General features: G+C 50.7%; 15 protein-coding genes. 4 read left to right on the top strand and 11 right to left on the bottom strand.

Translation table 11 applies throughout. The features are described from left to right. Positions 1-17: 17 nt before the first annotated feature. Genes PCO85_05365 through PCO85_05345 form a run of 5 tightly spaced genes read right to left on the bottom strand, consistent with a single transcriptional unit; the run spans position 18 to position 1983 of the window. Positions 18-677 (bottom strand): TIGR03746 family integrating conjugative element protein, encoded by a 660-nt coding sequence (locus PCO85_05365; protein WJV54860.1) that lies wholly within the window; start codon positions 675-677, stop codon positions 18-20. Further along, the gene (locus PCO85_05360; GenBank protein WJV54859.1) at positions 674-1048 is read right to left on the bottom strand and encodes a TIGR03750 family conjugal transfer protein; all 375 of its coding nucleotides are present in this window, start codon (positions 1046-1048) and stop codon (positions 674-676) included. The genes PCO85_05365 and PCO85_05360 overlap by 4 nt, the downstream gene beginning before the upstream one ends. 9 nt (positions 1049-1057) lie before the next feature. Then, the gene (locus PCO85_05355) at positions 1058-1408 is read right to left on the bottom strand and encodes a TIGR03745 family integrating conjugative element membrane protein (protein WJV54858.1); all 351 of its coding nucleotides are present in this window, start codon (positions 1406-1408) and stop codon (positions 1058-1060) included. A gap of 15 nt (positions 1409-1423) precedes the next feature. Beyond that, a complete protein-coding gene (locus PCO85_05350; protein WJV54857.1) occupies positions 1424-1669 on the bottom strand; it encodes a TIGR03758 family integrating conjugative element protein in 246 nt (81 codons plus the stop codon). Next, a complete protein-coding gene (locus PCO85_05345; protein WJV54856.1) occupies positions 1669-1983 on the bottom strand; it encodes an RAQPRD family integrative conjugative element protein in 315 nt (104 codons plus the stop codon). Before PCO85_05345 ends, PCO85_05350 begins: the two co-directional genes overlap by 1 nt. Before the next feature lie 458 nt (positions 1984-2441). Between PCO85_05345 and PCO85_05340 the strand changes: the two genes are divergently transcribed. The 4 genes from PCO85_05340 to PCO85_05325 are packed head-to-tail and all read left to right on the top strand — an operon-like array spanning position 2442 to position 6405. Next, positions 2442-3599, top strand: coding sequence for an MFS transporter (locus PCO85_05340; protein ID WJV54855.1), 1158 nt, complete (start codon positions 2442-2444; stop codon positions 3597-3599). 14 nt (positions 3600-3613) lie between these two features. Continuing rightward, a complete protein-coding gene (hemA, locus tag PCO85_05335) occupies positions 3614-4846 on the top strand; it encodes a 5-aminolevulinate synthase (protein WJV54854.1) in 1233 nt (410 codons plus the stop codon). Beyond that, positions 4847-5338 (top strand): GNAT family N-acetyltransferase, encoded by a 492-nt coding sequence (locus PCO85_05330; protein WJV54853.1) that lies wholly within the window; start codon positions 4847-4849, stop codon positions 5336-5338. Then, entirely contained in the window at positions 5338-6405 is a 1068-nt protein-coding gene (locus PCO85_05325; protein ID WJV54852.1) for a Gfo/Idh/MocA family oxidoreductase, read from the top strand. The genes PCO85_05330 and PCO85_05325 overlap by 1 nt, the downstream gene beginning before the upstream one ends. Before the next feature lie 457 nt (positions 6406-6862). On the opposite strand, the gene PCO85_05320 is transcribed toward PCO85_05325, so the two are convergent. The 6 genes from PCO85_05320 to PCO85_05295 are packed head-to-tail and all read right to left on the bottom strand — an operon-like array spanning position 6863 to position 12110. Next, complete coding sequence (locus tag PCO85_05320; protein WJV54851.1) at positions 6863-7615, bottom strand: TIGR03747 family integrating conjugative element membrane protein; 753 nt, start codon at positions 7613-7615, stop codon at positions 6863-6865. Continuing rightward, positions 7615-9720: a type IV conjugative transfer system coupling protein TraD gene (gene traD / locus PCO85_05315; protein WJV54850.1), complete on the bottom strand. Its 2106-nt coding sequence runs from the start codon at positions 9718-9720 to the stop codon at positions 7615-7617. Before traD ends, PCO85_05320 begins: the two co-directional genes overlap by 1 nt. Beyond that, positions 9717-10304 carry a restriction endonuclease gene (locus tag PCO85_05310; GenBank protein ID WJV54849.1) on the bottom strand — a complete coding sequence of 196 codons (588 nt, stop codon included), beginning with the start codon at positions 10302-10304 and terminating at the stop codon, positions 9717-9719. Before PCO85_05310 ends, traD begins: the two co-directional genes overlap by 4 nt. Continuing rightward, a complete protein-coding gene (locus PCO85_05305; GenBank protein ID WJV54848.1) occupies positions 10301-10819 on the bottom strand; it encodes an integrating conjugative element protein in 519 nt (172 codons plus the stop codon). The genes PCO85_05310 and PCO85_05305 overlap by 4 nt, the downstream gene beginning before the upstream one ends. Then, complete coding sequence (locus PCO85_05300) at positions 10816-11454, bottom strand: transglycosylase SLT domain-containing protein (protein ID WJV54847.1); 639 nt, start codon at positions 11452-11454, stop codon at positions 10816-10818. The genes PCO85_05305 and PCO85_05300 overlap by 4 nt, the downstream gene beginning before the upstream one ends. Beyond that, positions 11433-12110: a TIGR03759 family integrating conjugative element protein gene (locus PCO85_05295; protein ID WJV56002.1), complete on the bottom strand. Its 678-nt coding sequence runs from the start codon at positions 12108-12110 to the stop codon at positions 11433-11435. The genes PCO85_05300 and PCO85_05295 overlap by 22 nt, the downstream gene beginning before the upstream one ends. Between the last annotated feature and the right edge of the window lie 26 nt (positions 12111-12136).

Raw genomic sequence — 12136 nt, 5'->3', positions numbered from 1 at the left:
GGCCAGGATTTTTAGTTTCACTGGAACACCCCTGTTTTTTTCTCAGGTGCCTGAACAGGTATGGCTTCCAGGCGCTGCGGCACACCGCCATAACAATCCATCGCCAGCCCGAACGGATTACGTTCAGGGTCGCCCTCCCAGCGGATCACTTTTATCGGATAACGCACCATCGCCCGTTTCACCGGTTCGGTGTGGTAATACTCGTCCGCCACCAGATCAAGGCGGGCCACCCATTCATCCTCGGATTTGATCTCTACACTCTTGCTGCTGTAACCGCGTTTGGGGATCTCATAGACCACGCGCACGCGGTCTTTCAGCTCGCCGCTGTTGGTGCGAAACTCGGCATCCTTATTCAAAAAATCCTGACAGGCCGGTGTCAGATAAGGGCTCATCTGAGCAATTTTGGCTGGATAATCCACTTCCCCATTTTTAGGCCAGGCATTCAATTGCTGAAAGATATAAAACGCAAAGCTGTATACCGTGGAAGGTGGCACTTCCCACCATTTTTTGGTGCTGCCCGAACGGAGATCGGGCGGATTGTGGATAGTCAGGTTTCGGGGAGCCAGCATCCAGCCGGTGCTGGTTGTCACCATCGCGACAAACAACATGGCGCACACCATACGCAGGGTGAAAATATGGTTGTCCCGGGCGCTGACCGCATTGCGAAAACGGCTCATTGGATGGCTCCCCGTTTAAAGGGACGCGTACGCCGCAGCGCCCACGCCTGACTGTGAATGACCAGCCCCCGGAAAAGCCCAGCGCGAGCACGCAACTCCTCCAACCGCCTCCAGAGATAGTTATCCGGTTTGCCGCGTTTGTAATTGCTGACCCAGCGGCCACCAATAAACACAACCATGATGGGCATGATCAGCATGCAGGTCGGGATCGCAATCCAGCCCACTGCGGGGATGAAGACCAGGGGGAGGGAAACGGGAATACCGAGCAGAAACCCCACCGCAGCCGCCAGCAGGAACTCACCGGCAGTGAAGCCTTTCCAGACAACGGGCGGGGTATTCAGACGGTCGGGTAAAAACTCGATCACGGCCATACTGCCCCCTTAAAGAATGTCGCTGGCTTTGGTGACAAGCCAAATAACCACCACTAGCAAAATGACACCGATGATCACGAAGGTGCCAAACTCCGTCCAGGTCGCCTTACCCTGACGGACGTGATGGAAACAGCTGATGGCCGCATTGGCGACCACGATGAAGGCAACCGCCGCTATCACCAGACCACCCAGGGTCAGGCCATCACGCAGATAACCTTTGATAGTGGCGTATGTGCCGCTCCCGCCGCCGGAAGTCGGCTGCTCGATTGACGGCAAGTCAGCCAGCGCATTGCCGACATAAAACAGGGTACTGCCTGCCAGCAGCGCAAACCTGTTTCGAAAGAAAGTCATTAACTTCATTGAATTATCCTTACTTCAGTGAAAAAAGAAGAAGAGTGTCAGGAGCAGCAGCACAACCAGACGAATAGCCGTCTCCGGCAGCTTGCTCATGGGAATGGATTTATCAGAGACGCCGCGGTAGGCGGTCACCAGCACCCAGGCAACAAACAGAAAAAGTACCGCCCCGAGGAGTCCCAGAATGAGAAGATTGAGAGATGCCGGCTCCATGCCACCGCCGGTGCCGGCACTCCAGCCTGACTGCTGAGCACTGGTCATGGCCATTAGCGTCCCTCCTCACGGTACTGACCGGTGACTGACATTGGCACCGAAGGCTGAGCCCGGGACGGTTCCAGATAATGCGCAATACCTTGTTTCATCGTGGTGATATCGCGTGTTGCACTGAGATAGTCGAAGTAAAAGCGGGCATTCTGGTCATTCTGATTGGCCACGACTCGAGCTCTGTCGAGACCGGCCTGAACCTGGTCAAGCTGACGCATCACCAAAGCCAGTTCATCTTTTTCGGAAGCCTGCGTCTGGAACGTGCTGAAGCTGCACATAGCCAGCAGCAGCACGTAGATTCCGGGGGTTGGGCGCATGACGCTCTCCTGTGTGTTTAAGGTTGCGGGGAAAGACTGACGCAACCAAACAGGGAGAGCAGCAGGAAACTATTTATGGCGCGGTGATAATTAAAAAAGTAATTGGCGGGGAGTAGTCAAACAGCAAAGCAAGGGATGTTTTGTACTAAGCATCCAGGAGTCCTTCATCTCTAAGAGCTTATAAACTCAATTTGAGCGTTTAAAAAGCGTGATTTCTCTCAGTTACATTTTCCGAGCAAAACTCAGTTACAACCATCGAAAAACTATGGAGGAGGTAGCAATTCTTAAAGTTGACTCGGCCCTTTATTAGGGAAAAAATTTGATTTATATCAAAAAATAGCATCATTTCCTTATTGACGATGAAGGTGCTCAGGAACAACATTCTAAATGTTCGATAAATGTGGAACATTTGAAATATTGTTCTTAGCAGAAATGTTAAATTTTAACATAGGATAAACATGACTAATGGAAACCTCTGGCGACTCTGGCCGCTGGTCATAGGGACGTTTGCTCTTGGGCTGGATGCCTACGTGTTGGCAGGACTGTTACCTTCCATGGCGAAAGACTTGCAAACGACACAAGGCAGCATTGGCTTAGGTGTAGCATTATTCACTGCAGCCTATGCTGTTTCAGCCCCTTTACTTGCCCCTGTCTTTGCTTCCCGAACATCTGCCCGTTTTGCGTTGATTTCAGGTATCGTCATTTTTATTGTAGGGAATCTGATCACGCTGCTGTCTCATTCCCTCAGTTGGCTTTTGTTCTCTAGGTTATTTGCAGGGTGTGGCGCAGGTATCTTCTCACCACTGACCTCTGCCTGTGCGGCCGGTATGGTTGATGAGTCGCATAAAGGAAGAGCATTAGCATTAGTACTTGCAGGACTTAGCGTGGGCACAGCCCTAGGGGTTCCTGCCGGCCTGATGGTAGAAAATAGATTTGGATGGCGGGCAACTATTGGGCTGATCGCCCTGTTAGGTATAATTTCTCTGGCAGGAATGCTTCTCAATAGACTAACGTTTTCAGCACCAAAGGCCATTCCTCTGAAGGAACGATTGTCCGCACTGACTTCCAGATTACCCCTGATGACACTAATGGTCACGTTGCTAACTGGTATCGCTTCCCTGGGACTTTATACTTTTATTGCAGAAATAAGCGCAGATAAAGGTATGGGGCGGGAAATTCCAATGCTGATCTGGTTCTGGGGTATTGGCGGATTGATCGGCGCTATGTTTGTAGGGCAAGTCATAGATAAATTAATTTCACCCTGGTTAACCACTCTTATCCTGATTGCTTTGTTAATGAGTAGTTTTATCGCCTTTGGGTATGGTTCATTTTACTTGTGTTTGGCTGGCACGTTTTTCTGGGGGCTCGCAGGATGGTCAAGTATCGCTCCGCAGCAGCATTCCCTGATCAATTACGCACCAGAACATACCACGTCACTAATTGGTTGGAATTCATCTGCAAATTATGCAGGTGGGTCAATAGGGGTAGTGATGGGTGCCACTATTTTGAATAATCATCTCCATTCAAGCTCATTACCGTTATTCTCAATATTCGTGGCTCTTTTAGCACTTATTATTCATCTGATGAAAAAGTTCATAAGCAACGACGCACAATAATTTGGGAGATTAATATGTACGAAATTTTCTTTAGTGAAAAGGTTGAGGCTTTAAAAAAATCTGGCCAATACAGAAATTTTGTTACGCTGAATAGAATTTGCGGCAAGTACCCTCTTGCAGATATTACAGCAGACCATTCTTCTGCTGTAGTATGGTGCAGCAATGATTACTTGGGGATGTCCCAACACCCAGTGGTAAGAACGGCTATGCATACTGCTGTTGATCTGTATGGAGCTGGTGCAGGAGGCTCCAGAAATATTGGTGGAAACCACGAACTCTTTGAGAAACTGGAATCCAGCTTGGCTGAATGGCATAATAAGGAGGCTGCATTAGTTTTTCCTACCGGATTTAGTTCCAACGATGCGACATTACAATGCCTATTGCACCTAATGGATGATGTAGTAATTATCAGTGATGAACTTAATCATGCCTCGATAATTAACGGAATACGGGCAGTAAAGGTTCAGAAGGAAATATTTCGCCATAATGATGTTAAACATCTTGAGGAAATTCTTTCTGCTTATCCATTAGAACGTAAGAAATTGATTGTATTTGAATCTATTTATTCAATGGATGGTGATATTTCACCTATTCCGGAAATCATCAGGCTGGCAAAAAAATATAATGCCATGACATTTCTGGATGAAGTACACGCCATCGGTATGTATGGCAATAGAGGTGCAGGCAAAGCGGATGAAATGCATGTGGCAGATCAAATTGATATTATTCAGGGAACGATGGGGAAAGCTATTGGCCTTATCGGTGGATACATTGCGAGCTCAGCAATCGTTATTGATACCATACGTTCCTTTGCCACCGGTTTCATCTTCACAACTTCACTACCGCCCGCGATCGTTGCTGGATGTCTTGCCAGCCTGAATTACTTAAAAGACCATCAGGAATTAAGAGAGAGTCTGCATAATAATTCGACATTACTAAGATTTGCACTGGATGAAATGAAGATCCCTGTAATGTCGTGTTCCAGCACTCACGTTATCCCTATCCTTGTCGGAGACGCCGGTAAATGCCGCGCGGCCGCTGAGCGCTTGCTGAAAGAGCACCATGTCTATCTGCAACCAATTAACTTTCCCTCCGTTCCCGTCGGGACAGAACGTTTTCGCGTTAACGCAACACCGAATCACACCCGCCAACAAATCATGCACTTGGCATCCTCACTCAGAGAAACTTTTGAATACTTCGGGATCCCTCTTGTCGCCCAAAATATCATTAAGGCAGAGGCTGTATAAATGGAGACAACGTCTTTCCTCATACAACAAGCTGAAAGATGCCAGATTGACGATCTAATACGGTTTCGGTCCTGTCTTCTTGAAAAACCATCCTCTACGTCTTACGCATGCCGGACACAAGAGGAACGGTATATCTGGAGAGAGCAGTATCGGCAATGGCTTTATGATGTGTTGGAGTACGACACAGGCATAAGAATTTTTGTCGCTTTAATTGGCCAAAAAGTTATTGGTTGCTCGACAGGTATCATTGATCGCAGGGCACCTGCCCGAGATTGTATATCAGGATACTGTGGCTGGGTTCAGTCAGTAGTCGTTGACCCCTCTTTTCGAAGGCAGGGAGTGGCAGCCTCATTATTGAAGTCGCTAACAGAATGGTTTTCTGAAAGGAATGTTTCAAAAATTCTTCTAGAGTCAACGTCAGGATCTGAAACGTTTTACTTAGCGCAGGGATTCACTCCTGAAGTTGAAACTCTATTCATGCGGGAAATTTAATGATGAATATCCTTATTATTGGGTTAGGGTATGCAGGAAATCGATTTTATTCTGCGTTCAAAAGCATTACTCATACAGAGGAAGTTAATTTCGCATATATAAATCGAACGGAAATTTCGCACACATTGCCATGTTATGAAAGTATCAAGGATGCGTTGGAAAAATTCAAACCGGAAATCATCGTTATTAGTGCAACGGATAGTCAGCATATTAACATCATTGAGTCCCTTTCTAATTACGATGGATTTATTATCTGCGAGAAGCCTTTAGCGACGCCTGGAGATGGATGGAAAGCGGCTTGCAACAGCCTCCAGAACCTTAGCGGATTTGCACTGGACCTTGTTGAACGTTATTCCTTTGCAACTGTTCTGCTGAAATCTCTGATTGTTGAGAGAAAATGGAAACTGATACGTGCAAGTTTCTTCTGGGGGAAAAATCGCATCAACGATTATAGACCGACATGCGGTGTGATGAGTGAGGTTATACATCCCTTGGACCTAATAACCTGGATATGTAATGACAATCACTCACTCAGTATTAAAAGTGTATCTGGGGTGAGATCTGACTTTTCCATTTCTGGTGATCATATTCTCGATACGGTTTTGCTTACTGCTGAACTTAATGGTGTCCCAGTTACTGGATTTAGCAGTTTTGTGAATATTCAGCGTCAGAGAAATGTTGACTTCTCATTTACGGATGAATTTGGAGAAGTTATACATTCCAGAATTACATACGATACACCTTCCTGGGACTGCGATCATCTCCGCATATGGTCAGTGAACTCAGACGGAAGTGAGAATATTATTATTGATAAACAACAAGAGAATAATGTTGAGAATTTGGCGACTATCTATAAGCTCTCCAAACTATGCAGTGATGTATACGGCTATGTAAAAGAAGGCACCCCGCCGTCACAATCGTTCCCAGGTCTCGAAGCAGCAGTTCGATTACAGGAAACTCTGGATTACATCCAAGAACACGCAGTTACTCCTGAACCAGCCCGCTATACTCACCTTGGTGAAAGAAAGTTATTGCTTAAAGAGTCATCACTGGAATTGCTTGGATAATATTCATTCTGGCATCAATTGCTATTAGCATCTGATGCCAGATTTTAATCTTTGAGGATAATTTCAAGAAGCCCTGGAAATTTGTCGCTAAGAAGATTTCTGCGCAGGCTGATCCAACAGTTACGGCCTTCTGGTATTGTCCGAGTTAGCCCTGCCTCACGCAATATGCGGGTATGGTGGGTAATCGTCGATCTTGGCATTCCAGGCCCAAGTGACAAGCTGTTTACTCTCTTGGTAGAGGCAAGCATCCTTACCATATTCAGTCGTATAGGATCGCTGAGCGCGAAAAGCACACGCTCCAGACTTACCTCACTTCGTTTCGGATGGGAATAAACTCGTGACATTTGAACCTCCTTACAGATAGACGAAATATGAAAATATTCCCAGAAATAAGAAGATTACACGTATAATATGAGACAGTATATTTTGTAGGATGCTTTTACCATATTCTTCACATTCAGAGATATTTTTTGAATGCCCCGGTCACCACTGACAGCACAAAACCCAACATTATCGCCGAGGGTAACAGCAGCAGATTAGGCCACACCGCCGTCGGCCAGGCCAGATACAGCATACAGGGTCCATACATCGCCGGTTTCACATAACGCTTGGCATGATGATAAACAAAACTGGATTCATAACCGGCGCCGTAACGGCGTAAATCACGACGAACGAGTCCGTCAACGATGCCAGTAACGCTCACCATAATGAACAGCGGTATCGACAGCACCAAAATAGCCACGCGAATGGCGAAGATCACCGTTACATACACCGTGGCCTGTAAATAATCCCAGAGTGCCATCGCCAGCCAACTGCCTACCCGGTTCAGTGCCTCAATAGCACCGCCCTGCCCCTGTATGTGGCGGGCGTGATTAAGCCAACTGATAAAGCCGCTGTCCACGAACACCCACTGATATGCCTGTTTTATCCACACACTCATGACCGTCACCGGCTGTGATAGCATCAGGCTGCGGGTGAAACCTTCAGACAAGTAGCCACTTTCCGTCAGCATCACCTGCCGGCTGTGTTCTGCGCCTTCGCTGGCCCAGATAAATGTCATGCCGGCATATTCGATAAGCAGACTGACCAATAGCGATGCCAGCAGGATCCCAATAATCTTCCAGGGCAGTAGCCAGAACAAGGTAATGAACAGCCCGGGCTGTTTGGGCGGGACCGTCTGTTGTCGGGGTTGAACTTTCTCCTCGGCCATTATCCCTCCGTGGATAATGCCGCCAGGGCATCAGAAGGCAATGTGCTGCCCGTCCACCAGGTCTCACCGGTGCGATAATTCTGCTGCATGTACTCTGCGATGCGGCTGATACTTTCCGGCATAAGTAGGTCGTTACCGCTTCCCGGCAGCGGCATCCGGATTTTCCACAGGCGTCCGCCCTCAAGCAAAGCAAATGCCTGGCCTTTGGGCAGGTTGATAATATCTGCCGGCGTTATCATCGGCATTCTGGCCAGCGTCACCTGATCCTGCACGTTACTGTTAAAATCCGTTCCTTCTCCCGGCCGAGAAACGTCGGTCACGCCAGACGTCAGGGTTTTGTTGTAGACGTCCACTTCGGGTAACTGTTTGGTCAGCAATTCTGCTGTGCTGTTTTCACGCACCCTCAGCATAATCAGCGAGTTGAAATTACCCACCACCTGATTGGCTTTCGCCCGGCTGCCCACCCGTGCCTCGATATCAGACAGGGTCTGCGTATACGCCGTCACCTGGATACCGGCGCCGCCCCCCTTGTTAATAAGCGGGATGAACTCATCCCCCATCAGCTCATTGAACTCGTCACAGTGCAGGTTAATCGGCACTTTCTTTGGCGTCGCCGCGTCGGTTTCATCAGCAAGGCCAAATTTATAGATATGGCCGGCGACAGAGACCAGATCGGCAAACATGCTGTTGCCAACGGCAGAGGCCACCTCGGAGTCGGACAGCGCATCGAGGCCAACATAGACAATGCCTTTCTTGCGGATCACCTCCTGCCAGTCAAAGATGGGGCGTTTGTCGTCCATATCATTGTAATCCGGGGCCAGAAGCGCGGCGGTTTTGCCGGTAGTCAGCTTCTCCAGCAGAGGCAACAGGGAAGCCACGATTTTGTCAAAATAGGTGCGGTCATAGCGGACGGCACTACGCAGGCCGTCCAGCACCGGATCCCACAGCTTTTTCCCTTCATCAGAACTCAGCGTCATTTCAATGGCCCACACTCTCAGCGCATTGGCCTGACCCTGCATATTGCGCGGCAAGTCCTTTTCTTTGAGCATGCCGGATGACAACAGGTTTTCCACCTGCTCCAGAAGATGAGGCGCCCGGGACGCCAGCATGTTCTCAACGTAGGTTTCATAGAGCTCGCCAATGTTGGTCACATAGCGCAAGATCAGACTGTAATCAGGACGTTGTCCGAGCGCGACCAGCGCCCGGGTAATGATGTTCACAAAACGCCAGGCGAATTCACGAAACGCTGCCGAATTACCTTCACCAGACAGTTGTCCCGCGACGCGGGAGGCCACCTCAGAGATGCGGCTGAAGCGGCCAATGGCGTTATAGCGCGCACTGATGTCAGGCCAGCCCAGATGAAAGACGTAAAACTCGTGTTCCCTGCCCGACCGTCGGGCCTCTGCCCACATGCGTTTGAGCAAATCGGCATCGCCTTTGGGATCGAACATCACCGTGACATCGCCACGACGAATATCCTGCGTGACCAGCACCTCCGCCAGGCGAGTCTTACCCACTCGGGTGGTACCGATAACCAGTGTGTGTCCCACCCGTTCGCTCAGATCATATAACACGTCGCCTTCGTTTGGCTCCACGCCATGATAGACAGGACTACCGCCCACCGGCGGTAAAGGGCGTACCGGATTGAGCAACGTATCCGCCTGGGTCAATCGGCACAGCCACGGCAGGCTGTACTCCAGCCGTTTTTCCAGATCCCGGGCCATACGATAGATAACCGAAGGCTGAACATAATATTCTGCTTCAGGACGCCGCGCTTCGAGCAGGCGTTGCGTGTGTTTTTGCGTCCACTGAAATCCGCGCCCCAGGAACAAATACCGCTGGCTGACGGGGATTTGCCGGCTACTCAATTCATAGCGGGGCAACTGCCGGATATTGCGACGGTAACGCAGGATACGCAGTCCTTGCCGGGTACGTTGAAGAGCCAACACGCCAAAGCCGGCAGCGGTGACCCAACTGACAGAAGGGGCCAGCGCAACCGCCCAGGGGGCCGTCAGACAAATATAGGTCGCACTCCAGGCCGTCCCCGCCGTATACAGCTCCACCGCTGGACGCAGTAGGGATTCCATCACATAGCGATCGCTCATCGGTCCCTCGTTTGCCAGCCGGCGCCACCGGCAAGAAGTGTTAACAACCGGCCGCCGCTTATCAGCGTAATGTCGGGAACAGCGCTCAATGCTTCGCGGCTGACCTCCCCCGTTCGTCCCGTATGCACAAAGAAGCCGCGACACCTTTCCTGACGAACTAATTCACCGAAATCCCGGACATCGCCTGACTGAATACAGGATGAAAATCGCTTGGCTTGTATCAACCAACGCTGGCCGTTGATCCACACCTGTCCATCTATCCCGCCGTCGCCGCTATAGCGGACATTGCGCTTAATCCGGTAACCCTGACGGGCAAAGGCAGTCAAAAGCATCTCTTCAAACACGTAGGGATTGATTTTTCGCAGATAGACAAGCCTGGCTGCGTCATCGCGCAGTTGTGGAAGTCTGACGAGAACGCGGCTCGCCTGACGCTGATAGCGACGGTGGCGTCGCTGGCTCACGGGGAAGCAGATAAAAGACAGCGCCAGTAACACCAGGAGCAGGAGCAACAAACTCAACCACAAGCCCGGCGTTCCTTGCCGGATGGCACTGATAATCTCAGCACCAGGAGAAGCAGGGATCATTGTGCTAGCCCCTTTTCAGTGATAATCAGGGGGTAATGGGTCAGTTGCAGGCGGCGGGCCAGGTCACTGCCGGAAACGGGCACCATGTTGTTGTCCGGTAGCAGTGACTGCAATTCCTTCAGGTGAGCCTGGTCGGCAACATTCACCACAAACCCGGCTGCATTAAGCCGCTTAAGATCGGCCCCACGCTGAGCCAGCCATCGCCGGGACAAATCATCGTCGCCAATAATAAAAATGGGCGGCATCCCGGGAAGCGTGAGCTTTCTGGCGGTCACCGTCCCTGGCGTAAGCTCCGGTGTATGGACGGGTAACATAGAAGCCGCCGACACCTGCGCGGGTACAGAGGGAGGCGCCAGCGGTTCAGGAGGGGTCAATTCACCGGGCTGGGCATTCACGGCGTCAAAATAAGGGTCTGTCGGTTCCCCGCCCAGGTCTCCCACCACAGTCAGTGCTGCATAACCCGCGGTAGCCCCTCCAATAGCAAACAGCATTACAATCATTTTCAGGATTTTCATTTTGGCTCTATCCAGGTGAGTTGATTACTGACCAGTGCAACACCATTGAATGGTGTTGGCATCAGGGCCTGCGGTCCTGATGTGGCCAACTGAACGGGTGCGAGGGTGTCGAGCTTGCGACGGACAATGGCAATATAGGTCGCTGCCGCTTTGCCGCCGGCAGGATGGTGATAACAACCCGCCGCTTTTATCCAGCTTCCCGGACTGGCGTCATAGCAAGTGCGCAGGATATTCGCCGCGACGCGTAAGTTGGCATAAGGGTCGAAGGCATCGTAAAACGAGGCAAACAGATGTCCGTTCCAGCCCAGATTGACCTGAGCAATACCCACATCAATCCGCTTGAGCGGGTATTTCCGGATAAACTGAAGCAGTGCCTGCCAGGCGGCGTCTCGGGTCTCAAAACGATATCCTTTGCCCGCCACATTGATGGTCCAGGGCCACGGGCGTTCACCATAGGGAAGACGCCGTGAACTTTCCGTCAAAGCCAGGGAGTACAACGACTCGGCCGGCACGCGGGCCGCTGCCGCGATGGCATGATAAACCGGCGGGATTTGTTGCAACGGCTGACCACGCTTTGCAAAAACGCACAGCGGTAGCAGCAGAAGTGCTGACATCAGAATGCGGCGAGTTGCCATCCGTGTTCCCCTTGTTGCAGGATCACCGGCATTTGCCCCTGCCCGTAGGTCAGCCACAATCCGCGATCGTGATTTAAGGTGATTTGACGGCTTCTCACCCGGTCGACCGGAATGTTGTGGCTCAATGCCCATTTGCGCACCGTGTCGTCTTTGCCGTCACTGCCCACCAGATAGATATCAACCGGGCGATTGTCGGCCAGCACAGCGGCCAGACGCGCATCACAACGTTCACAGTTTTCACGCACGAACAACGCCAGGCGCCCGTTGGTGTCATGGGCAAGCCCTGAAGCATTGCCCATATTGACCGACAGCGCATTCGGATAGAGCCGGTTCCAGGCGGCGTTCACTTCGCGCTGAAATGCCAGTTCTTTTTCCGTGCGTCGGTACGCCTCTTTAACCCACAACTCCGCCAGACGACGACGTTCTGAAGAACTTTCGCTTTCCACACCCAGTGTCGTCAGGGGGTCAAGTCCCGGAGACTGGATCCCCCGCTTACCTTGTTTCAACTGCTGGTACTTTTGCCACTCGGTATCACTGAGCCCCCATTGCTGGGCCGATTGTTGGGACTGAAGTTGGGTCGATTTATCCCGCAGGCTATTCGCCGTTGAAGTGGTGCCGGTCACACTGTTGACTGTTTGCGCGCTGGCGATCCCCATTCCCCAAAACGCGCAAAAAACCACTA

Source organism: Prodigiosinella aquatilis, from assembly GCA_030388725.1.
Taxonomy (GTDB): domain Bacteria; phylum Pseudomonadota; class Gammaproteobacteria; order Enterobacterales; family Enterobacteriaceae; genus Prodigiosinella; species Prodigiosinella aquatilis.
The sequence above is the reverse complement of the archived record's forward strand: the minus strand, read 5'-3'. Positions and strand labels throughout refer to the sequence as shown.